Genomic DNA, 20,251 nt, shown 5'->3' with positions numbered 1-20,251 from the left:
CAACTTGCATGTGTTAAGCACGCCGCCAGCGTTCGTCCTGAGCCAGGATCAAACTCTCAATTACTTTACTCAAGGCTCGCCCTTTTACCTCTTTCCTTCTCCTATAAATCTGTCAAGGTTCTGTCACATCACTTGGCCATCGCCAGAGTGCCCGGTTATAATACTCGAGCGAGGGGAGTCTGTCAACACTCTCTAAAAGAAACTATGATATTACGTAATGCTTACTTCTAGGTCCATACTGAGAACAAATAATAAAAATGACTTTTATAGTTAACCATAAACCTTACAATAAGAAGCGCACAGGATGTTATATCTGCTTTTATCAAAATAGAACGCCAATTTATTTTTCTTCCTCGTCGAGGTCGAGAATGCCTTCTTCGATATTGAGGGAAGGTTCCTCGTCCTCATTCTCTTCGGCAAGCACAGGCTCACTGGGGGGTAGGCCGAGATCGAATCCTCCGGCAGCGAGTGAAAGCACCTCGTCGACAATTTCCTTGAGAAGCTCGGGGTGTTCCTCAATATACTGGGCCACGGCCTCCTTGCCCTGGGCGAGGGTTTCACCCTTGTATGCAAGCCAGGATCCTTTTCTTTTTATAACGTCGAAGTCTATGGCCATGTCCACTATGGATATGCCCCTGGGGATTCCTTTTCCGTATACGAGAGAGGAGTGCCCTGTCTTGAAGGGGGGGGCCTGCTTGTTTTTCACGACCTTCATCCAAAGTTCGTGTCCAATGGTGTCGTCGCCCTTCGTAATGGATTTGCCCCGTTTGACTTCGATCCGCACGGAACTGTAAAACTTCAGGGCTCTTCCTCCGGTGGTCGTTTCCTGGGGGCCCTGGCTGTAACCCGTGCTGATTTTCGCTCTCAGCTGATTGATAAACACGACGACGCAGTTGCTCCTGGAAATTGCCGACGTTAGTCTTCGGAGGGCATAGGACATGAGCCTGGCCTGAAGCCCGACCTGGCTGTCGCCTATTTTTCCATCGATTTCGGCCTGGGGCGTAAGGGCGGCGACAGAATCCACGACAACGATGTCCACGGCGCTGCTCCTTACAAGGGTGTCAAGAACGTACAACGCCTGTTCACCGCTGTCCGGCTGGGCAATGTACAACGATTGGACATCCACCCCGAGGGTGGATGCGAGCCTCGGGTCCAGGGCGTGCTCGGCATCGATGAAGGCTGCTATGCCTCCGGCCTTTTGTGCCTCCGCGACCGCATGGAGAGCAACCGTTGTTTTGCCCGAGCCTTCCGGTCCGAAGATTTCCACTATTCTTCCCTTGGGGAGTCCGCCTATTCCAAGGGCTACGTCAAGAGGAAGAATTCCGGTGGAAATAACCTCCACCGCCGCTTTAAAGGACTCTCCGAGCCTCATAATTGATCCTTCGCCGAATTTGCTGCGGATGTCTTCAATAGCCTGCTCAAGAACATCCTCCCGGGTCTGGGGGGTTTTCTTTTTCGCCAAACAAAACCACTCCTTTCATTTTTATGTTGTTCCGGGCCGTCGACCGGGAATAAACATTACCGAAGGCGCCATTCCTGAAGCTGGGAATATTCAGGACCGTTGGGCCGAAGCTCGCTTTTCATCCAAAGAATGGTTTCAGCATCCCATTCGACATGTTTTTCATCAGTGAAATCGGGAAATTCCAGCCGTTCCGGCCGCCTGGTCCGCGCCAGGGTTACATGAGGGTGAAAGGGCCTGTTTTCTTTCTCCATGCCGGCTTCTGCAGCCGCTTTTTCAATCAGGGCCGCCAGTCTTTCAATGTTCCCCCCCTTATCTTCTATACCGACAAAAAAAATTCGGGCACGATCTCTGCCCGGAAAGGCTCCGGGCAGGCCGAGCCGAAGGCGGATCGTTCCCGGTCTGTTTCCGGAAATGGCTGATTCGGCGTTTTTTTTGAATTTCTCGAGAACTGAAACAGGATGTTCTCCGCAAAATTTCAGGGTGATATGGTATTGTTCCCTTCCAACCCATTTGAGCCCCGGATAGTTCGGGCTGATCACGGCAGCCATGTTCTCCAGGGTGCTTTTGACGGGCTCGGGAAGAGGAATGCAGACGAAAGAACGAACTACCGGGGCGCTCATTCTTCAGTCTCAGAGACTTTCCGCCAGAGACACTGAAGAGCGAACATGGAAGCCCTGCCCCTGATGTCGTTCCGGTCCCCATGAAAGAGTTTTTCCACCGCTTTCGTACTTCCCTTCCCGGCGATTCCGAACCAGACGGTTCCTACGGGCTTGTCGGCGGAACCTCCTTCCGGACCGGCGATTCCGGTAATCGAAACAGACACGTCCGTTCCGAAAACGCGGAGCGCTCCTTCCGCCATTTCAGCGGCGCACTGGGAACTGACTGCGCCGCATCGTTTCAGAGTATCATCACTTACTGATAGTATGCTTTTCTTCGCGGAGTTACTATAGCATACTGCGCTGCCGAAAAAAACGGCCGAACTTCCGGGAATTGCGGTAAGAGCCGCCCCTACCAGTCCTCCCGTACAGGACTCGGCGCACGCTGACGTAAGGCCCCGTCGTGCCGCACCCTGTATCACCGCCTCTTCAAGAGAACGGGCGCCGGGTGGGAGACAGTCTCCCGGCACAAGAAGCCGTACTTCGTTTTCAGCCCTGACGACATCTTCAGGATCGCCCCGCATAAAAATTTCGACAAGACCGGGTGAAGGAAGGATGGAAATATGAAGCTCCAGCCTTGAAATGACAGGCGCAAGACGGTCCTTCAGCAGGCTTTCAGGCCAGCCCGCAACCAGGACTGACGCTGTCCCGTTCCTGATCGTAGCCATTTCCGGGGCAAGTTCCTGTTCTGCCATGGCGCGGTATTCGGAAGGCACACCGGGAAAGGCAAAGACCTTCGTTCCGGAAACTTCGAAGGCGATTCCGAGGGCGGCCCCCTGGGGGTTATGCACTGCCCGGGTTCCCCGGGGGAGAGTCCCCTGAGTATCCCGGCATTTTTCCAATAAAATCCGCATGTCGGCGGGGTATCGGGCTATAACTTTATCGTAGGCATCGTCCGCCGTTTCGAGAGGGACCTTGAGAAAGGAAGAGAGTGCTTCGCGTGTACAGTCATCATGAGTAGGACCAAGACCCCCTGAAAGAACCAGCAGATCGGTTGTTCCCACCCAGTTTTTCAGGTACTTTGACAGGGAATCTTTTCCGTCGGGGAGGATCTCTATACAGTCAACTTTCCAGCCCGCTCTGGTCAGCCGCCAGGCGAGCCATGAACAGTTACCTTCGCGGCGGATGCCGCTGAGAAGTTCATCACCAATGGCGATCAGTACTGCATGCTTCAATTGAACGTCTCCTCCTGTCAGAAAAGGAAGTTCCAGCCTCCGCCGAAATACAGCCATCGGATGACTGAAAGAACAATATTAACCAGTATGCCGGCCACAATATCGTCAGCCATTATTCCCCATCCTCCGGGCAGTTTTTCCGATGCGTTTATCGGGAAAGGTTTCAGGATATCAAAAACCCTGAAGAGGAATAGGGCTGGAAGAAAAAAACCGGACGGCAGGCCGTACATGGCAATCCAGGTACCCGCGACTTCATCGATGATGACTTCTCCAGGGTCAGTTTTTCCTTCCATCGCTGAATATCGGTGAGAGACCCAGACGCCAAGAGCGATCACAGCGAGTATTCCCGACAAAGGAACAGGATAGAGGGCAAATAACAGGAAAGCGATGACCGATCCCACTGTTCCCGGCATGGCAGTAAAGAAGCCGAGGCCGCAGAGCGTGGCCGCACACCAGAAAAAACCCTTATTCCCCGGCAATTTCCGCAAAAAGGTCATGTTCGGCGGCATCCGTTATCCGCACCTCCACAAATTGTCCTTCTTCCAGGGCTGTTCCCCCGGATATGGCAATCAGACCGTCGACTTCTGGAGCTTCCCTGTAGGATCTTCCCCAGGCCGTACCGTCTTCTTCATCCATTTCATCGACCAGAACCCTGAGATTTTTTTTCACGAAAAGCTTCTGTCTCTCCAGGGAGATTTCCGATTGAAGCTCCATGAGCCTCCTGTAGCGGGCTTCCCCTATTTCGGGAGAGACACGGTCCTCCATGGCGGCGGCGGGAGTCCCCTCTTCAGGGGAGAAAACAAAGGCGCCGACCCGGTCTATCATAGCATGTTCAAGAAAATTCAGTACTTTTGAAAACTGGGTTTCCGTTTCCCCGGGGAAACCCACCATAACTGTCGTCCTGAGAGCGAAATACGGGTCGGCCTTTCGGGCATAGGAAAAAATACGCCGTATATGTTCTTCGTCGGCGGGCCGGTTCATACGTTTCAGTATCATTGGGTCTATATGCTGGACGGGAATGTCCAGGTAAGAGAGAATCCTGTCATGTCCCGCGACAAAATCGATAAACCGCTCGTCGATTCTTGAGGGGTGCAGGTACAGGAGACGAATCCAAACATCCCGGGGGAGCTCCCTGTCCAGAACGGCAAGCAATTCCTTGAGGCGGGGCTCTCCGTAAAGGTCTCTTCCGTATATTGTCAGATCCTGCCCCACAAGGCAGATTTCCCTGGCGCCGTTTTCAGCAAGATCCAAGGCCATGGCGGACAGCTTGGGAATGCCGATGCTCCTTGCCCTTCCCCTGATTGAGGGTATGGTGCAATAGGAACAGAAGGTGTCGCATCCCTCGCCGACTTTAAGGTATCGTGACCACGGCTTTGTTTCGGGAAGCATCCCTCTCGCGGGATTCGCTTCGGGGATAAGTCCGAGAGAGCGAACTACAAGGCCCCACTCTTCCGCCTTCGCCCACACGTCCACCGAAGGCAGTTCATGTTTTAGTTCGTCCCCGTACCGGTTGACAAGGCAGCCGACGACGCCGATTTTTTTGAGTTTTCCCTGTTCCTTGAGCAGTTCAAGATCGAGAATGGCGTTGACGCTCTCTTCCACGGCAGACTGTATAAAGCCGCACGTATTCACCAAAGCGACGTCGGCTTCGTCGACGTCGCCGACAACTTCAACTCCGGATGCCTCAAGAAGACCTATGAGGTTTTCGCTGTCGGCCGAATTCTTGGAGCACCCCAGGCTGATTAAACAGAGCTTCACCTGGCGATCCTTCCGGTGGTTCCATCCGGAGCATAAAAAATTCTCTCCACGCCCCTGGTGGTTCCGGGATTGCCGAGATCTTCCCCATTCCACCGCGTCCTGACTGAACCAGCTCGTCCGTAGGTAACCTCAATCCGCTCCTTTACAGTGAAAGAAACAGATTCACCCGCTTTCAGGGTACGTTCATACAGGGTTTTTGTTCCCTGTCTCACCCGAACCCAGCAGTCTCCGTTCGCATCGATTACAAGCTCCTTGTCCTTTTTCTTCTCCGGAACGGCCGTAGGAGTCTGGGAAGCATTGGCGCCAACAAGCTCGGCAGCGCTAGGAGGAGGCGTCATTCCCGCAAGGGGAACGGCAGACAGATCGGCGGAAAGGGTTTCCCTGCTGTTCGGATCGGCTTCATTGGAAGATTCTCCGGCGGCTGTCCGTGAGGCTGTTTCGGCCACGGCATTCCCCGGGGCAGTTTCGTCCACAGTTCCGCCGTTTTCCTCGCTGTTTTCTCCCCGGACCGCAAAGGAAGGGGCCCCGTTCCGGTCCCAGGTATACCAGACGTACCACGACGACCCGACAGCCACGAGAAGAAGTATGGCAAATATCCAGAACCTGGAGGCAGGCTTGAACCCTTTCGCTGGAGGAGTGCACGAACCAACTACCGCAGGCTCCTCTTCCCGGACTTTTTCCGTCCCCTCGGAAAGTACGGGCAGATAGTCCGCCCAAAACTCTTCCGCCCCGATAAACTGAAGATAATTCCGTATAAAACCCCGAACGTAGACCGTTCCAGGAAATTCCGAGAAGTCTCCCCGTTCTATTCCTTCGAGAAACTGCATCCTGATCTTTGTTCCTTCATGAACATCCTTCAGGCTGAGCCCGAGTTCCTCTCTCTTGCGTCTGACTTCCTTCCCCAAGTCCTGCAAAGTGTTTTCCCGATGCTCAGGCATGGGCGATTGCCTCCTTAACATTCAGCTTGATCTCCTGCAAAAACAGGGCAGGATCCTGAGCGCCGAACACAGCGCTTCCCATAACAATAACGTCGCAGCCGGCGAGCGCGATTTCGGCGGCATTGCCCCAGCCTATTCCGCCGTCCATTTCAACGCGGTAATTGTAATGGCTCGCTTCCCGCCATCTGCACAACGACTTTGTCTTTTCGAGAGCAGAAGGGATAAAAGACTGCCCTCCGAATCCCGGGTTCACTGACATCACCAGGACAAGATCCGCCAGAGGAAGAACGGGGCGAAGAAGTTCTTCCGGCGTCCCCGGATTGATGGATACTCCGGCTCTTGCGCCCCTTTCACGAATCATCGTAAGGGTCCGGTGGATGTGCCGGTCGGCTTCGAGATGAACCGTGAGATAGTCGGAACCTGCGTCGAGGAAAGAGTCGATAAGCCTGTCCGGATGCTCTACCATAAGGTGGACATCCAGCACCTCAACGGGGTACCGTTTCCTGAGTGCGGAAACAAAACCAGGGCCGAACGTAATGTTCGGGACGAAGACCCCGTCCATGACATCTACATGAAGCCAGTCATGCTCTCCTCTCAGGGCGGCAATGGAAGACCGGACATCGAGAATGTCAGCCGAGAGAAGGGATGGAGCAAAAAGAACCTCTCTCATCATTTGTAGCGCTCCTGCCAGACGAACTCCCCCCCAAGATATATGGTGACAACCCCTTCGCGCACAAATGGAGCGTCAAGAGAGATGAATTCTCCACCTTTGACATCCCGGCCCAAAATGTGTTTTGTCCCCGTGGCGTCGACCATTTCAATCTTCAGGTCGAGCGGCTTCGTAAGCGGGGGCACCTGGTACCTGATCTTTGCGGTGCCGGTTGCCGCAGGACCTGTCTGGGCGGCGGCAGGGGCGAAAGCAGGCGGTGTCCCTGAAGGCAGCCCCGTTGCTCCTGCCAGTTCCTGCTGCCGTGGGGTAAGAACTGTCTGCACGGGCCCCGCAGGTCCGACCTGTCTCGGCTGGGTCTGGACCGGAGGTTCCTCGACCACTACCGCGCCAGAGGGCCGGCCTGCGGAACCAGGTGGGACAACCGGGGTTTCAGGCTTTTGCGGTTCTTCTTTTCTTCTGTTCGCGGCAACCACGATCTGCACGGTATCACCCGGTCTCACCATGGTTCCCGCCCCGGGTTTCGTAGACATGATCATTCCTTCCGGCGTGTTTTGGGTCGAGACGTATTCCGTTCCCCCGAACTTCAGACCGCTCTGGGCAAGGAGATCCTTTCCCGTCTCCTCGTCCCTTTGTGCGATGTCAGGAACAGGAATGCGGCCGTCTTTTGGAACAGGTCCGAGGCTGACGAGAAGATCGATTTTCCTGGAATCGTCAACCACGGCGGGAACGGCGGGGTTCTGCGCAATGACCGTTCCAGCCGGCCTGTTGTCATCATGGATTCTTACAGTATCTCCTGCGGTAAAGCCGAGCTCCTGGATTTTTTTCAGTGCCTGGGTGTTCTCAAGCCCCCTGAGGTCGGGAACGGCCTTTTTATTCCCGCCTTGGCTTATTTTCAGAATTATGCTTTTATCCCTTCGGACTTTTGTTCCTGCTTCCGGCCACTGGGCAAGAACTGTTCCCGCAGGTATGGAGGATTCAACCTGTTCTATTTTCACTTCGAGACCGATCCGCTCAGCCTCGTCAACCGCGTCAAGTACGGACATTTCCCGCAAGGGGGGTATAACGAGGTCTTTCCCCCCGAAAAACACGGTGTAAAAAGCCACGCTGCCCGATATGAGAATGACAAGAATCACCAGGACCACGGCCCAGCGGAAGATTCTACCCATCAACAGTTTTCCCTCCCGATTTTTTCATGATCACGGCCATGTAGAATCCATCGATCCATGGCAGTTCCGGCCACATGTATGTCCCCCAGGGCCGCCCTTTCCTGAAAAGCGCTCCGCCGAAGGGAAAGGAAAGTTCCACCAGCCCGGGCTCTTCCGAGAGGACATGGGCGACCACGTTTTCATTTTCGTTTTTCAGCAGGCTACAAGTAGAGTAGACCACAATGCCTCCCGGCGCAAGGAGGGATACGGCCCTTTTCAGCAGATTTATCTGCAGGGATGCCAGGGAATCGAGCTTTTCCGGGGTCAGGCGCCATTTTGCCTCCGGATGGCGGTTCCAGGTCCCGCTTCCCGAACAGGGGGCATCAAGAGAAATCATGGAGGGAACAAAAGAAGGGGAGGTATGAAGAGCATCACCGGTGATTAACCGGACCTTTCCACGCATTCCCGTCCTGGCTAACTCTCTTTCCGCCGCTTTCGCCCTGGCAGGAGACAGTTCGATACTTTCCATGGGCGTTTCCGGGAAAAGAGAGGATATATGCCCTGTCTTCACTCCTCTCCCCGCACACATTTCAAGAAGAGGCCCCCCTTTATGCATCTTTCTCATCACTTCCGCAACCATCATGGAGGACTCAGTCTGGGGCGTGGCTAGGCCTTCTCCGTACCCTGGAAATTCAGGAGGAAAAACGGTCCCGGCCAGTCGCACGGAGGAGGAAAGCAGAGGAGACTGCCAGCACCGGATCCCCTTCTCCCGCGCGAGCCCGAGAATCCTCTCTCTGTCACTCTCTCCAGTTATCCTGAAGGACGAATAGGGGCGTATCCGCATCATTTTGAGGAGTTTCTTTCCATCGTCTCCCCAGACATTCCGCCACGAAGAAGCAACCCATGACGGGATGCCGGAAATAAGAGACTGCTCTTTCAGTCCTCCGGAAACCTCAATTTTTCTCATCTGGTCCCGGCCTTCCTCGGCCACTCGCCGCAAAACAGCGTTCACGATACGGGAGCCGCGGTCGTCACCCTGCTTTTTCAGTTCCTGGACAAGGCCGTTTACCAGAACCCTGGGGGCAAAGGTTCTCAGCTCGAGAATGCCCGCCGTACCAATACACAGGGCATCGCCGGCAGACTGGGACAATCCGGAAGGTGATGTTCTGAGAAATCTGCTGTAGATTTCTTTCCAGAGGAACTGCCTTCTAAGAGCGGAATACACAAGGGAGGAGACCAGGGTAAGATCTCCCGGCGACAGTGAATCGGCGATGCGACGTATAGATTCGGAAGCAAACTTCCCGGCCCGGACTTCCCGCCACACGAACAGGGCGGCTTCGATACCCCTCATGACACCACCTCCGCGACAAGGGGTTCTCCTCTTGTACGGGTCCGTATGAACACGGCCGACGGCACAAGCATTTCGATTCCGAGAAACCTCCTCCTTTCATCTCGGGGTTCAGCGCCGATAATTTCAAAATCCCCCGGTTGCAGGGGAACTGTAAGCAGGCGCTGAATCCAGGGGGAGAAAAAACGGGCGGAAAAAAGAACACACATTAGAATCGCTGCCGCAGTGATGGCGCTGAAACCTCCAAGGACCGCAAGCGGCACCAGGCAGACAAGGACACCGAAAAAAACAAGGGCCGAAGCGGCAGGACACCTCTTCCTGAAGAGAGGAAACATCTCGCCCGACTGCATTCGAAGAAGGGCATTCCTCGCCGCCCCAAGCACCTCCTCGGGGTCGAGACCTCCCCTGAGGGAAAATCCGTCTTCATCGGGAAGCCCTTCGATGTCAAGGGGACCATATCGCTCTTCGAGCACCGCGATCGTCCCGTGGGCAAGACCGTGGTTTGCCCTCACTCTTCGGCTGAAGAGAATTCCGGCCAGCTTCGCCGGAGAGAAAAGAATTCCCGGCAGATATGCCGCGGTAAACCCTATGGGCAGAAGAAGGGCAAGCAGGAGAAGGACGGCAAAAACCAGCAATGGAAACAGGAAAAGGAAAAGGACAAAAACAAGAAGAGGCATTCGGTTTTTCCTTTCTTCACCGGAAAAGAAATGGAGCGACTTCCGAAGCCGCTCCATTATTCGCTGACGCTGAAACGGTATCCCAGCTCCGCCGCAGGGGTTCAGTCCCTGCTGCCGAACATTCCGCGAAGGAAGAGAAGGCGTATGAGCTGGGCAAAAGCCATGAGGGTCGCGGCTATGTACGTCCAGGAAGCAGCCCTGAGCACGGATGCGGCGCCGCCGATTTCATCGGTGGAGAGAATCCCCGTATCGGCAAGAACTTTCAGAGCGCGGTTGCTTGCGTCGAATTCCACCGGCAGCGTGACGATGTGGAAGAGAATGACCCCCAGAAAAAGGAACACCCCCAGGTCCATGAGCATTGGGCTGTAAAACAGAATGCCGATGAAGAAAAGGGGGAAAGCCATGGAAGAACCGATCCCCACCACGGGAACAATGGCATTTCGTATTTTCAGCGGCGAATAATCCACACTGTCCTGGATAGCATGACCGACTTCGTGGGCCGCAACGCCGATGGCAGCTATGCTCGTGCTGCCGTAAACCGAGTCGGAGAGGCTCAGGCTCCTGTTCCGGGGATCATAATGGTCGGTGAGATTTCCTCTCACCTGGTTCACCGGAACATCCTGCAGACCAAAACGGTCAAGAATCAGCCTGGCGGCCATAGCCGCAGTAACGCCCCGCCGGGAACCAATGGCGCTGTAGCGCATAAAAACCGATTTCACCCTCATCTGAGCCCAAACGGCAAGGAGAAGGGCTGGAATCAACAGTATCATCGTCGGGTCAAAGAAAAATGGAAACATGGGTCCCACCTCCGTCGAAAGACATTATCAATGGAAGAAAGATTACTCCTCTTTCAACGCTCCTCCATCGGTATTTTACACGGTTCCGGCATTTAGGTCAATATTGGTCAGTTGTCCTGCATCCGCAGTTTTTTCAGGCAGAGGGAGTACCTCCGGGCATAAGGTGAATTCGCGCCGCCGGGGCCTGAAAGATCCCTCTGCCCGCGGATTGAGGGTTTATTTGTCGTAGAACCGTCCGATAGCCGAGACTATCCGTACCTGCTCGTCCATGGTGAGTTCCGGGAAAACGGGAAGAGCCAGGGTTTCCCTGCTGAGCTGTTCGGACACGGGAAAATCACCTTCCGAGTACCCCAGGAAAGAGAAGCATTTCTGTAGATGGAGGCTGACGGGGTAATAAACCCTGCCGGTGATTCCCTCCCCTTCCAGAAATGCCAGCAGTTCGTCCCTTCGGGGCACCTTGACCACATACTGGTGATAAATATGATAGTTCCCCTCGAGTTCCTGCGGGGGGACCACCGTGTCGAGCAGCCCCTTTTCGGCGAAGAGGGCGAAATATCTCCCCGCCACGGTACGGCGCTCCTCGTTCCACTCCTCGATATGACGGAGTTTGACCCTCAATATTGCGGCCTGAAGGGAATCAAGCCTGCTGTTCAGCCCTACTTCATCGTGATAGTAGGTCGTTCCGGCGCCGTGAACCCTGAGTTTTCTGAGGCGGGCGGCGATCTCTCCGTCAGGGGTGACGTTCATGCCGCCGTCCCCGTATCCTCCGAGGTTCTTCGTGGGAAAGAAGGAGTAGCAGCCTATTTTGCCCCAGGCTCCTGCCCGGCGGATACTATTTCCTTCCTTTCTCCATGACCCGAATGCCTGCGCGGCGTCTTCCACGATCGCTATACCCCTGGCGGCAAAGGCGTCATGCACCGACTCGAGAGGGGTCATCTGGCCGAAGAGATGAACCGGCAGAAACACCTTCGTTTTCGGGGTGACAGCTTCAAGGGCCTTGACAGGATCAATGTTGAAGGTCCCGGGATCCACGTCGACAAAAACCGGAACCGCTCCGAGACGGGTGATGCAGCTTGCTGTGGCAAAAAAACTGTAGGGTGTCGTGATAACCTCGTCCCCCTCTCCTATGTCGAGTGCCTTCAGTGCCAGGAGAAGGGCGTCCGTTCCCGAAGCGCATCCGATGGCCGAAACGCCGCCGAGGTAGCTTTCGCATTCTTTCTCAAAAGCGGCCACGTCAGGGCCCAGAATAAAATGCTGACTTTCCAAAACCGAGTTGATGGCCTCCAGAATTTCGTCTTTAATTCTTCCGTAATTTCTCTTCAAATCCAGGGTGGGGATTTTTGCGGTCATAAAAAAGCGTGCCTCCTTGAACGTTCGCGAAGAAAATTTTCCTCGCGTGGAATACGATTCTGAGTGTATCTTCACAGAATCAGGTCATTTTGTGGCGCACCCAAAAAAAGAGCGGGGGAAACCCCGCCCGGGAAGAGCATGAAGAGACTCCCGGCTCAATCCTTCACGATACGGCTGAGTCCGGAAATGGACTCCTTAAGGTGGCGTTTCATGAGTTTGACGGATTTTTCGCTGTCATGCGCCCTGAGGGCCACCAATATTTCCTTGTGAGAATCGACAGTGGGAGTAGTCTCATTCTGATAGAAAGGATCATAAAAAACGACGTATGCATTTGTTCTCGCGAGGATATTTTCCACGTATTCCGCGAGGACTCTGTTTCCGCTCGCATCGGCGACGGCTTTGTGGAAGGCTTCGTTAACCTCGAGGTACGTTTCCAGATCCCGCTCCTCGATAGCCCTGGCCTCTTCAACAAGAGCCTCTTCCAGCCTCCGGAGATGCCTGTCGCCGATTCGTTCCGCCGCGAGGCGAATGGCGAGGCATTCAAGCTGTTCCCGCACAAGAAACGTGTCCTCGATCTCTCTCGCCGTGGGAGCGGCAAGCCTGGCGCCGCTGTTCGGTATGATGATAACCAGTCCTTCGCTCGCCAGTCGGCGAAGCGCCTCCCTCACCGGGGTCCTGCTTACGCCCATCTGAACTGCGATGTTCACTTCCGGAAGTCTCTGTCCCGGTTTGAGCTGCTTTGTTATAATGCGGTGGCGCAGTTCCTGGTAGGCATAATCCGCCGATGTTGTATAAAGACGCGGTTCTCTCATGTTTGAAGGACCTCCCTGTTTTTTCATGAAGTCGGATGTTTTCCAGATCCATTGTATAACAGTCAGTATTGTAGATTTTGAGATACTTTATCATATTTATGGTGAACCGACAAGATACGGACGGGGGAAAAATGCATTTCCCCGTACCTTTTTGCCCGGTGCATTCCCGGAGGGCTGATTATGAGATTCATCGTACTTCTTTTATCCATGGGAACCGTGGTTTTGTACGGATATGCTCTCGCTGGGCTCGGCGGCTATTTTTTCAGCAGGGGCCGGCCCGATTACATTCTTATCGGTCTCGGCGCGGGCACCTTATCCGCAGCAGCCGCACTCTTCCTGTGGCGAAAATTCCTCCTGACGCTCAAGAAGGAAGAAGAAAAAGGCACGACGAAAAACGTCTAGAAAAGGGACGTCCAGCATTTCTCCAACCTTGCGCAGGCCTCGTCCATCTTTTGAGCAGGAACGGAGGAAACGGAAAATCTTACCGCTCTCTGCCGTTTATTTCCCAGGGAGTAGAGGTTTCCGTCAGTGACGAGCACTCCTGCGCGGAAAGCAAGTCCGGCAGCTTCCCTACCGTCCGTTTTGCCGGTGGGAAACCACAGGAAAACCCCGCCTTCCGGCTTGTGCACAGGCATGCCCGGAAAGGCTGAACCGAGACCGAGAAGAAGAGACTCCATCCTCGCCGAAAGCACCGCCCGTGCCTTTTCAACGGCTTCCGCGAGTTTTCCCTGTCGTATGAATTTCAACATGACGAGCTGGACGAGAGACGAGGTCTGCCCCTGGCGGAAGGACGCCGTCCGCACGTAACTGTTCCACAGTCCGGAGGGGAGCAGAATGTAGCCGAACCGCATTCCCGGAAACAGGACCTGGCTGAAGGAGCCGATGTACACCACTCCTTCGCCTTCGTCCAGGGCTTTCAGCGCGGGAACGCTCTTTTCGCCGTAGCGGAGTTCCCCGTAACTGTCGTCCTCTATGATGAGAAAGCCTTTTTTCTGCCTGAGTTCGAGTATTTCCCTGCGGATTTCCGGAGGGAGAGTCATTCCCGTAGGGTTCTGGAAGCTCGGGATAAGATACAGGATATCCCTGGATGTCAATTTTTTCAGGGAGGCGAGCCCTTCCTCCACAAGAAGGGGGACCGGTCGGAACGGCAATCCCTCGTTGGCGGCTATTTCTTTCATATCCGTGTAAGTCAGCCTTTCGGCAAACACCCTCCCATACCCTCCGGTGCGGAGAGCCCGCAGAACAGTGGAGAGAGCATCCTTCCCTCCTGACGTAACTGCCATCTCTCCCGGCCTTGCAGGTATTCCCCTGAGAACGGAATGCTCGAGCAGGGCGAACCGCAGCTCTTCAAGGCCTTCAGGAGGACTGCCTCCAAGAATCTTCCCACCGTCTTCGAGCAGGGCATCCCGGCTGATCTTCGCAAGGGCGCCGTAAGGAATCAGGTCCGTGGTCGGCCGTTCTGAGTCAAAATGGAAAACATCTCCTCCCTCCCGGCAGCTCACCGGGTGCGGAAGGGAATCCGCCGCAGCGAAAGCACCGCTTCTTCCTTTCAACTGAACAATTTCCCTTTTCTCTAGGAGCATGTAGGCTTCCACGACGGTGGACCGGCTTACGCCGAGCATGCGGGCAAGCTCCCTGGTTCCCGGAAGCCTGGTTCCGCAGGGGATGCTCCCCGCCAGGATCATTTTTTCAAGATGTTCGGCAATTTGCCGGTACAAGGTGCCGTATTTGGAGTCCAGCGGTATTTCCAGCAGCATTTTTCCTCCGGGCTGATGCCGTCTTCCTCTGGTACAATGGTAAACGGACAGCATAGGTATGATGAAAATGAGGTGTATCCGTGACCGAAATGGCACAAAACGATCTCATAGTGTTCGATGTGGACGGCGTCCTTGTGGACGCTTCACGGTCCTACCCGCGGGTTGTCGCCCGCAGTCTTCTCTGGGCCTGGATCAGGGTCCTGGGGCGCATTCCCGACTGCGACGGATTCACCTACGAGCATTTTGCCGCAACAAAAACCCATCCGGCCTTCAACGATGACTATGATATCGCCTGGGCCGCCATCAACTGCGCTGCCTCGGCCGACTCCCCGTCCCTGGCTGAAAGCCTTCCGTCCCCCCGGGCGTGGCGCGTCCTGATCGGGGAGTGCAGGGACGGCGATATCGAAGGGTGGGTCAGGAACTCTTTCGGGGAAAGGGTATCCAGGGCCGCAGTGCGAAGGGTCTGTGAAGAAATGTATTTCGGGTGCGACGAATATGAGGCCATGGGCGAGACCCCCCTGTACACCACCAGGCGCAAAGGCCTCTGGGAAGAGGACGTTCCCCTGGTTTCTTTTCAGTGGGGGGATCTTCCCCTCATTACGGCTATCTATACGGGGAGGCCTCTATCCGAACTGGCCCTTGCCCTCAAGCTCATCGGCTGGCAGGATTTTCCCCGGGAGATGATAATTACCCCTGATGACGGCATCATGAAACCTTCTCCCCTGGGGCTGTCAATTCTCTGCGAAAGGGCCGGAGCCTCCTCTCCCCTCTTTCTCGGCGATGCCGAAAGCGACAGGCAGACGCTCCTGGCCTTCGGCAGAGGAAATTTCGCAGCCATAGGAAAATTTCTCTCGGATGAGCCGAGAGTTTACAAAACTCCGGAGGAAGCGCTCCGGGAAAAGGGACTTCTGGAATAGTTTTTATTTCTTTCTCATCACGAGCCACCGGTAAATTCCTTCCATGTTGCTCCATAGTTCGATGCACAGGTCGGTAACCACACCGCACCCCAGGTTCCAGCCGGAACGCCCTTTTTCTTTTTCGCTCCCCGGCTCTTTAACTGACCAGAGGGATTTTGCAGAGTCCCCGGGGTTGACCACCGAGGCATAAGGGGAAAGGTACCCCCTGAGTTTTTCACCCAGATTCAAAAGGATATCCCCTTCAAGAGAGGAGACTTCCACTTTTTTCAGGTCACTGGAAGGCATGCCGTACTTTCCCCTGTAGCGGAAGAGGTTCATCCCCTCGTATTGCTTCCCGTTCGGGAGAGAGAAGGATTCGCCGAGAAGGGGGGCTGCTCCTCCGTTGACAAATACGGCTTTCCTGGACTTGAAAAGACCGCTGAACCATTCCCTGGCCCCCTGTTTGCCGAGAAGCTGTTCAGCACAGAGAAAACCTGGGCCGTGAGGAACGTAGACCGCGTTGACGTCAAGGGCGGGTTTCGCCTCTTCGAGAAAAATCTTTCTCACCGAGCAGCCGAGGTAGGAAAACAGCAGTCCCGCATTGTCACCCTCAAGAGCGAGCCCGCTGTGGGTGACCACTCCGACGGTAAGTCCGGCTGCCTTTCCGCGGAAAGGTTCCGGCAGATCGGTCCACTCCTGGTTCAGCCTAGCGAATCCCCAAAAGGCGTTCCAGTCAACCTGTCCGGGAAGAGATGCCAGCTGTGCGGCCGCAGCCTTGACAGGGAACGCTGCCCTTTCGGCCATGGTGTCCAGGCAAAGCTCGAGAAGGGCGGACCGGCTTCTTTCAAGGAGTTTCGGTATGTAGCCCATGCTGAAAAGAGGGACTCTTCTTCCCCCTTCTATCTCCAACAGCTGGTATTCCCTCGGATTGAGCACGGAAGCGAAAAGAACGGCGAGAACGGGAATATCTCCGAGGGCGGCAATTCCGGAGACAGCCTTTTCGAGAATGCCGGCGGTTATAGTGGCCGACGAATCGGCAAATACCACCGGCACCAGGGGGCATTCAAGGAGGCGGCTCAATTCGGGGCCCTGAGGGGACAGGATAAAGGCGTCATCGTCCCCTCTCTTCCCCAGAGGGGCGAGGATGATGTTCAGCCGGTCACTTTTCGAGGCAAACTGGAAGAGCGTCTTGAATACCCTGGTGCTTCCGCAGGAGTACGGATCGAGTACCGTGACGTCCTCACCTGTCGCCAGGGCAACCATGCGCACGAGATACTCGTCGGGACCGGCGCAGAAAATTTTCAGGGGATGTCCCGCGTTCTTGAGCGCCGCAGCGAGAATGACGCCCGGCGGAACTGCTCCTTCCCTTCTTTCGTCGGCGATAACAAGACGGGGAATAATCACGGCTGCTTCTCCTTTTTTTTACGGTATGATTTAGTGTATCATATACGCCATGAACTCTGCCGCTCGAAAATTATACTCGTCTCAATGTCTGGAGGTAGATTGCGCATGACGGCACCATGGACCTATATCAAGGACCTCCCCTCCCGGGAAGGAGCGGACGTCACTGTCCGCGGTTGGCTGTACAACATGAGAAGCTCGGGCAAAATCCACTTTCTGCAGCTCAGGGACGGAACAGGAACAGTCCAGGGTGTCATGGTGAAGAATGAGGTCTCCGAAGAAGACTTCTCAGCAACAAAATCCCTGCGGCTCGAAGCGTCGGTGGAAGTGACCGGAACCGTCAGAAAGGATGAACGGGCTCCGTCGGGGGTGGAGCTTTCCGTAGCGTCCGTCTCGGTCATCCAGAATCCCGCTGACGAGTACCCCATCGGAAAAAAGGACCACGGAATCGATTTTCTTCTCGACCATCGCCATCTCTGGCTTCGCAGCAGCAGACAGCAAGCCATCATGAGGATCCGCGAAAGGGTTATATGGTCCGCGCGGGAGTTCCTCCACAACGACGGCTACCTTCTCGTGGACAGCCCGATCATCAGCGGCGCAGCAGGAGAGGGAGTTTCCGGACTTTTCGAAATCGACTACTTCGACTCGAAAGCCTATCTTGCCCAGACGGGACAGCTTTACGCCGAAGCCGCCGCCGCCGCTTTCGGGAAGGTCTACTGCTTCGGCCCCACGTTCAGGGCAGAGAAGTCAAAGACCCGCCGCCATCTTACCGAATTCTGGATGCTCGAACCCGAGGTGGCCTTTTTCGACCACAAGGACAACATGAACCTCCAGGAAAGGCTCATCTGCCACATCGTAGCCTCTGTGCTCGAACACTGCGGAAAGGAACTCGCCGTCCTCGAACGGGACGTCTCGAAACTGGAGAACATCAAGGCTCCGTTCTACCATCTCCAGTACGGCGAGGCCATAGAGATGCTGAGGAAGCTGGGAAGCGATACCCCCTACGGTGAAGACCTCGGGAACGACGACGAAACCATTCTCACCCAGCAGTTTGAACGGCCCGTATTTATCGAATGCTATCCCAAGAGCGTCAAGGCCTTCTACATGAAAGAGCATCCGGAGAATCCGGACCTGGTGCTCTGCGACGACCTCCTCGCTCCCGAGGGGTACGGCGAAATCATCGGAGGCTCCCAGAGAGAGGACAGTTACGACAGGCTCGTGGCCAGGATCAGGGAACAGGGACTTCCCGAAGAGCCTTACGACTGGTACCTTGATCTTCGGCGCTACGGAACGTTCGTCCACAGCGGTTTCGGCATGGGGATCGAACGGGTGGTGGCATGGATTGCCGGACTGCAGCATATCAGGGAAGCCATTCCATGGCCGCGGACGATTTACCGTCTCAAGCCCTGATGGATCCTATTTCCGTTTCGCAGGGAGGCACTATACGTGATTTATTCCGATTTTGACCCGAAACCCGTTTTTCGCAAATACAGGAGGCTCATCGGGGACGGTGAGGTTGGAGGCAAGGCCAGGGGTCTCGCCTTCGCCTTCAATACCCTGGAAGGGGCGCCTCTGGAGTCCTGTGTTGAACTCCCGGAACTGAACTATGTACTCACCACCGAGGGGTTCGACGATTTCGTTTCGGACAACGGGATAGAAACGCTTCTGAAGGAGAGTCTCTCAGGACAGGAGGAGAACACGGAAGACGAATTTGCCCAGGAGCTTTTCGAGAAGATTGCCTCGGCCTTCCGGAACGGTAATGTCCGTCCGTCCCTTATCAGCGACCTGGAAGACGCCATGGAAGCCATAGGCGACTTCCCCCTCGCCATAAGGTCCAGTTCCATCCTTGAGGACTCGAGGAAGCTTTCCTTCGCCGGGAAGTACAGCACCCGTTTTTCAGCCAACCGGGGACCCCGGGATGAGCGGACCGCCCTCCTTGTCAACGCCGTAAAGGAAGTCTGGGCATCCCTTTACAACCCGGCGGCAAGGGCCTACCGGAAGAAACACGGTCTCACCGATTCCGACGAATCCATGGCAGTGGTGATCCAGCCCGTCATCGGCAGAGAGCACAATTCAATGTTCTACCCGGAAATCGCGGGTACCGCCTTTTCGAAAGTCTACCGCCGACCTTCCACCCGCATCAGGAAAGAGGACGGGGTCATGCGGTTCTGTTTCGGCCTGGGAACGAGAACTGTCGACAGGCTCAAGGCCAATGTATCCTATCTCTCCCACCCGATGCTCCGGCCCCAGGGAAACCTGCCCGCCGACATCGCCATGACCAGCCAGAGCGAGTTTGACTATATCGACATGGCTTCCGGACGATTCACGACCGGCGCTCTCTCCGAGCACCTCCCATTCCTGCTCAGGGAGCACAAGCTGGCATCGGCTTTCATCGAAATTTACGCGGAGAACCTCCTCTACTGGGCGGGGTCAGACCAGGTCAGCAAAGGGAAACCGCTCTTTTCCTTCTCGAACTTCCCGAGACGGCACCCCCGTTTTTTCAGCCTGGTGAAAGAACTCTGTTCCTTCCTCGAAGAACGGATGGGTATGCCTGCGGACATGGAGTTCGTCTACGACACGGAAAGGGAAAAACTCACCCTGCTGCAGCTCAGGCCGCTTGCCTCCTACGAAGAGATGGCCAGGGTCACCATTCCGGAGGTCAGGGAGGAAAACGTCATCCTCAAGGGGAACAGGATGGTGAGCAACGGGAAGCTGGAAAACGTCCATCATCTCGTGTACGTGGACCCTACTGTCTACGGAAAGGACACCGCGTTTTACGAGGTTGCCAGGGAGATCGGCCGGATAAACCACAAGCTCGCGGGAACGAACTATATTCTTGTCGGTCCTGGGAGATGGGGAAGCACCAACCCCAAGCTCGGCGTGCCCGTCAGGTATAATGAAATCTGCAACTGCGGCTGCCTCGTGGAGGTAGGAATCCTTGAAAGCGACTATACGCCCGAGCTTTCTTACGGCACTCATTTCTTCCTCGACCTGGACGTAGACGGAACACTCTATCTTCCCGTCTTCGACGGAATGAAGGGAAACGTCTACAACCGGGAATGGCTGGCCGCCTCGTTTTACGAACAGAAAAGGCACCCGGCAGTCCGGCACTATACCGGAAATTTCTCCGTCCTGCTCGACGGGGAAAACGAGGTCGGCGTCGTCATCTCCAACGATCCTTCATCGGAGTGAATTTTTTGCGCTCCGTCCCGCAGGAGAGGACGGAGCGCTTTTTTTAGCCCGACACGTCACCGCGGTGATGACGATACTTCAGGTCCACAATATACCGTCTCCCGACAAGGCGGCCCTTCTCGAGCAACTTCCCCCTACGGAGACATGATACACAACGGGATCGGACAATTCTTTGCGAATCCCGGCGCAAGCTCGACTGAAAGAGTGTTCCGCGGCT

Annotated in this window: 19 protein-coding genes and 1 rRNA gene; 4 read left to right on the top strand and 16 right to left on the bottom strand. The window is 55.3% G+C overall.

Annotated elements, in window-relative coordinates; translation table 11 throughout:
* The 14 genes from JMJ95_RS08415 to JMJ95_RS08350 form a co-directional block, all read right to left on the bottom strand.
* A 16S ribosomal RNA gene (locus JMJ95_RS08415) occupies positions 1–64 on the bottom strand; the annotation flags it as partial.
* Between the two features lie 276 nt (positions 65–340).
* Entirely contained in the window at positions 341–1,462 is a 1,122-nt protein-coding gene (gene recA, locus JMJ95_RS08410) for a recombinase RecA (protein WP_290684467.1), read from the bottom strand.
* A gap of 56 nt (positions 1,463–1,518) precedes the next feature.
* Positions 1,519–2,082 (bottom strand): RNA 2',3'-cyclic phosphodiesterase, encoded by a 564-nt coding sequence (gene thpR / locus JMJ95_RS08405; protein ID WP_290684466.1) that lies wholly within the window; start codon positions 2,080–2,082, stop codon positions 1,519–1,521.
* On the bottom strand, positions 2,079–3,293 hold the full coding sequence (locus JMJ95_RS08400) for a nicotinamide-nucleotide amidohydrolase family protein (protein WP_290684465.1): 1,215 nt from the start codon (positions 3,291–3,293) through the stop codon (positions 2,079–2,081). Before JMJ95_RS08400 ends, thpR begins: the two co-directional genes overlap by 4 nt.
* A gap of 17 nt (positions 3,294–3,310) precedes the next feature.
* On the bottom strand, positions 3,311–3,790 hold the full coding sequence (locus tag JMJ95_RS08395; protein WP_290684464.1) for a phosphatidylglycerophosphatase A: 480 nt from the start codon (positions 3,788–3,790) through the stop codon (positions 3,311–3,313).
* The gene (gene rimO, locus JMJ95_RS08390) at positions 3,759–5,051 is read right to left on the bottom strand and encodes a 30S ribosomal protein S12 methylthiotransferase RimO (RefSeq protein ID WP_290684462.1); all 1,293 of its coding nucleotides are present in this window, start codon (positions 5,049–5,051) and stop codon (positions 3,759–3,761) included. The genes JMJ95_RS08395 and rimO overlap by 32 nt, the downstream gene beginning before the upstream one ends.
* A complete protein-coding gene (locus tag JMJ95_RS08385) occupies positions 5,048–5,989 on the bottom strand; it encodes a RodZ domain-containing protein (RefSeq protein ID WP_290684460.1) in 942 nt (313 codons plus the stop codon). The genes rimO and JMJ95_RS08385 overlap by 4 nt, the downstream gene beginning before the upstream one ends.
* Entirely contained in the window at positions 5,982–6,662 is a 681-nt protein-coding gene (gene rpe, locus JMJ95_RS08380; protein ID WP_290684459.1) for a ribulose-phosphate 3-epimerase, read from the bottom strand. The genes JMJ95_RS08385 and rpe overlap by 8 nt, the downstream gene beginning before the upstream one ends.
* The gene (locus JMJ95_RS08375; protein WP_290684458.1) at positions 6,659–7,825 is read right to left on the bottom strand and encodes a PASTA domain-containing protein; all 1,167 of its coding nucleotides are present in this window, start codon (positions 7,823–7,825) and stop codon (positions 6,659–6,661) included. The genes rpe and JMJ95_RS08375 overlap by 4 nt, the downstream gene beginning before the upstream one ends.
* Positions 7,818–9,155, bottom strand: a complete 1,338-nt coding sequence (locus tag JMJ95_RS08370; protein WP_290684457.1) for an RsmB/NOP family class I SAM-dependent RNA methyltransferase — start codon at positions 9,153–9,155, stop codon at positions 7,818–7,820. The genes JMJ95_RS08375 and JMJ95_RS08370 overlap by 8 nt, the downstream gene beginning before the upstream one ends.
* Complete coding sequence (locus JMJ95_RS08365; protein ID WP_290684455.1) at positions 9,152–9,829, bottom strand: DUF6391 domain-containing protein; 678 nt, start codon at positions 9,827–9,829, stop codon at positions 9,152–9,154. Before JMJ95_RS08365 ends, JMJ95_RS08370 begins: the two co-directional genes overlap by 4 nt.
* A 101-nt stretch (positions 9,830–9,930) precedes the next feature.
* Positions 9,931–10,626, bottom strand: a complete 696-nt coding sequence (locus JMJ95_RS08360) for a zinc metallopeptidase (protein WP_290684453.1) — start codon at positions 10,624–10,626, stop codon at positions 9,931–9,933.
* A 216-nt stretch (positions 10,627–10,842) separates the two neighbouring features.
* Entirely contained in the window at positions 10,843–11,976 is a 1,134-nt protein-coding gene (locus tag JMJ95_RS08355; protein ID WP_290684451.1) for a DegT/DnrJ/EryC1/StrS aminotransferase family protein, read from the bottom strand.
* Positions 11,977–12,131: 155 nt separating this feature from the next.
* Positions 12,132–12,788, bottom strand: a complete 657-nt coding sequence (locus JMJ95_RS08350) for a GntR family transcriptional regulator (RefSeq protein WP_290684449.1) — start codon at positions 12,786–12,788, stop codon at positions 12,132–12,134.
* Between the two features lie 180 nt (positions 12,789–12,968).
* On the opposite strand from JMJ95_RS08350, the gene JMJ95_RS08345 reads away from it, so the two are divergent.
* The gene (locus tag JMJ95_RS08345) at positions 12,969–13,190 is read left to right on the top strand and encodes a hypothetical protein (RefSeq protein ID WP_290684447.1); all 222 of its coding nucleotides are present in this window, start codon (positions 12,969–12,971) and stop codon (positions 13,188–13,190) included.
* Here JMJ95_RS08345 and JMJ95_RS08340 read toward each other — a convergent pair.
* Entirely contained in the window at positions 13,187–14,545 is a 1,359-nt protein-coding gene (locus JMJ95_RS08340; protein ID WP_290684445.1) for a PLP-dependent aminotransferase family protein, read from the bottom strand. The two genes, JMJ95_RS08345 and JMJ95_RS08340, sit on opposite strands and share 4 nt — an antisense overlap.
* Before the next feature lie 80 nt (positions 14,546–14,625).
* Here JMJ95_RS08340 and JMJ95_RS08335 point away from each other — a divergent pair, with 80 nt between their 5' ends.
* Positions 14,626–15,462, top strand: a complete 837-nt coding sequence (locus JMJ95_RS08335) for a haloacid dehalogenase (protein WP_290684443.1) — start codon at positions 14,626–14,628, stop codon at positions 15,460–15,462.
* Positions 15,463–15,465: 3 nt separating this feature from the next.
* Here JMJ95_RS08335 and JMJ95_RS08330 read toward each other — a convergent pair whose 3' ends face one another.
* A complete protein-coding gene (locus tag JMJ95_RS08330; protein ID WP_290684442.1) occupies positions 15,466–16,845 on the bottom strand; it encodes a hypothetical protein in 1,380 nt (459 codons plus the stop codon).
* Between the two features lie 105 nt (positions 16,846–16,950).
* On the opposite strand from JMJ95_RS08330, the gene asnS reads away from it, so the two are divergent.
* Positions 16,951–18,252: an asparagine--tRNA ligase gene (asnS, locus tag JMJ95_RS08325; RefSeq protein ID WP_290684441.1), complete on the top strand. Its 1,302-nt coding sequence runs from the start codon at positions 16,951–16,953 to the stop codon at positions 18,250–18,252.
* Positions 18,253–18,288: 36 nt separating this feature from the next.
* Entirely contained in the window at positions 18,289–20,034 is a 1,746-nt protein-coding gene (locus JMJ95_RS08320; protein WP_290684440.1) for a PEP/pyruvate-binding domain-containing protein, read from the top strand.
* Positions 20,035–20,251 lie beyond the last annotated feature (217 nt).

The organism is Aminivibrio sp., assembly GCF_016756745.1.
In the GTDB taxonomy this organism is placed as follows: domain Bacteria; phylum Synergistota; class Synergistia; order Synergistales; family Aminobacteriaceae; genus Aminivibrio.
This window is presented reverse-complemented; position numbering and strand designations above follow the sequence as displayed.

Excerpts from the sequence above, each read along its gene's own strand:
- thpR (WP_290684466.1), bottom strand. The coding sequence starts at position 2,082 with ATGAGCGCCCCGGTAGTTCGTTCTTTCGTCTGCATTCCTCTTCCCGAG.
- JMJ95_RS08395 (WP_290684464.1), bottom strand. The coding sequence starts at position 3,790 with ATGACCTTTTTGCGGAAATTGCCGGGGAATAAGGGTTTTTTCTGGTGT.
- JMJ95_RS08385 (WP_290684460.1), bottom strand. The coding sequence starts at position 5,989 with ATGCCTGAGCATCGGGAAAACACTTTGCAGGACTTGGGGAAGGAAGTC.
- rpe (WP_290684459.1), bottom strand. The coding sequence starts at position 6,662 with ATGATGAGAGAGGTTCTTTTTGCTCCATCCCTTCTCTCGGCTGACATT.
- JMJ95_RS08375 (WP_290684458.1), bottom strand. The coding sequence starts at position 7,825 with ATGGGTAGAATCTTCCGCTGGGCCGTGGTCCTGGTGATTCTTGTCATT.
- JMJ95_RS08370 (WP_290684457.1), bottom strand. The coding sequence starts at position 9,155 with ATGAGGGGTATCGAAGCCGCCCTGTTCGTGTGGCGGGAAGTCCGGGCC.
- JMJ95_RS08365 (WP_290684455.1), bottom strand. The coding sequence starts at position 9,829 with ATGCCTCTTCTTGTTTTTGTCCTTTTCCTTTTCCTGTTTCCATTGCTG.
- JMJ95_RS08360 (WP_290684453.1), bottom strand. The coding sequence starts at position 10,626 with ATGTTTCCATTTTTCTTTGACCCGACGATGATACTGTTGATTCCAGCC.
- JMJ95_RS08355 (WP_290684451.1), bottom strand. The coding sequence starts at position 11,976 with ATGACCGCAAAAATCCCCACCCTGGATTTGAAGAGAAATTACGGAAGA.
- JMJ95_RS08350 (WP_290684449.1), bottom strand. The coding sequence starts at position 12,788 with ATGAGAGAACCGCGTCTTTATACAACATCGGCGGATTATGCCTACCAG.
- JMJ95_RS08345 (WP_290684447.1), top strand. The coding sequence starts at position 12,969 with ATGAGATTCATCGTACTTCTTTTATCCATGGGAACCGTGGTTTTGTAC.
- JMJ95_RS08340 (WP_290684445.1), bottom strand. The coding sequence starts at position 14,545 with ATGCTGCTGGAAATACCGCTGGACTCCAAATACGGCACCTTGTACCGG.
- asnS (WP_290684441.1), top strand. The coding sequence starts at position 16,951 with ATGACGGCACCATGGACCTATATCAAGGACCTCCCCTCCCGGGAAGGA.